At 54.1% G+C, this 920-nt stretch carries 1 protein-coding gene and 1 pseudogene; both read left to right on the plus strand.

What is annotated here, in order from left to right; genetic code table 11:
* The first annotated feature begins 85 nt into the window (after positions 1-85).
* Positions 86-544: a helix-turn-helix domain-containing protein gene (locus AC1DRJ_RS29920; protein WP_477805302.1), complete on the plus strand. Its 459-nt coding sequence runs from the start codon at positions 86-88 to the stop codon at positions 542-544.
* Positions 545-664: 120 nt separating this feature from the next.
* Positions 665-920, plus strand: a pseudogene (locus AC1DRJ_RS29925) (XRE family transcriptional regulator); the annotation flags it as partial.

A 920-nucleotide genomic window follows, 5' to 3' on the forward strand; every position in this document is an offset into this window, starting at 1 on the left:
CGATACCAGACCCGCTAGCTCGATGTACAGAGTGGCTGGGTCAATAATTTGCTGGCCTTATCCTCCGTTTTGAGGACAAGTCGTCATGCTGGCTCAGAGTCTCGCGGTGGTGCTTCGCGCGCTACGAAAAACAAGAGAGCTCACTCAGGAACGACTCCCCTCTAGTAGGAGCTACGCCTTTGCCCTAGAGGCAGGCACGCCGAAAAATATATCGCTAGGCAAGCTACTGGAGCTTTCAAAGAGCCTTGAGATCACGCCCCTGGCGCTTGTGGTGTTGTGCGAGTCTATCGAGAGTGAACAGGACTCTCTGGATGTCATAGGCAAGCTGAAGGAGGAGCTTCGTCATCTGCGCTCGATCGGCCTAGATGAGGAAATACGCAAGGAGCAGCTAAGCTCCAGCCTCGTATCAAAAGCCAAGGCTCGCGAAATCGCTGACAGCAAGAGACTCGCTGTTAAGCGTCTCAAAGAGGAAGGTAAATCAAGAAAGGAAGTCGCCGAAGCCCTAGGTATTTCAAAGTCTTCTGTCCAGAGATTCTGGGTTTGATTGATTCCAGCTACTCACCTGGTCTCAAGTCATCGTTGGCTAGATCCGAGCATACCCTAGAGCAATTCGATGCTCTCGCTGAATCGCTGGGTCTAGATGCAATCGCCCTGATGGCGTTGTGTGTCTGAGCGTGAGGGAGTCGTGCCTCGGGAGAGGATTCTCGATTCAATCGCCCAGCTCACCGACTTCGAGGCAGCCGGCGGGATTAAGCTGGTTCGGGAGCAATTCGACGCCACTGGCTCTCTGGTCAAGAGATCTCGCGGTAGACCGCTGAATACCCAGAATGAGAAGGCGGTGCTCGCACTTAAGGCTGAAGGTGTCTCACCACAGCAGGCTGCTACCAGGTTAGAGTTGGCGCTGACGTCGGTGCTGGAGT

This window comes from Pseudomonas sp. P5_B2, assembly GCF_056400445.1.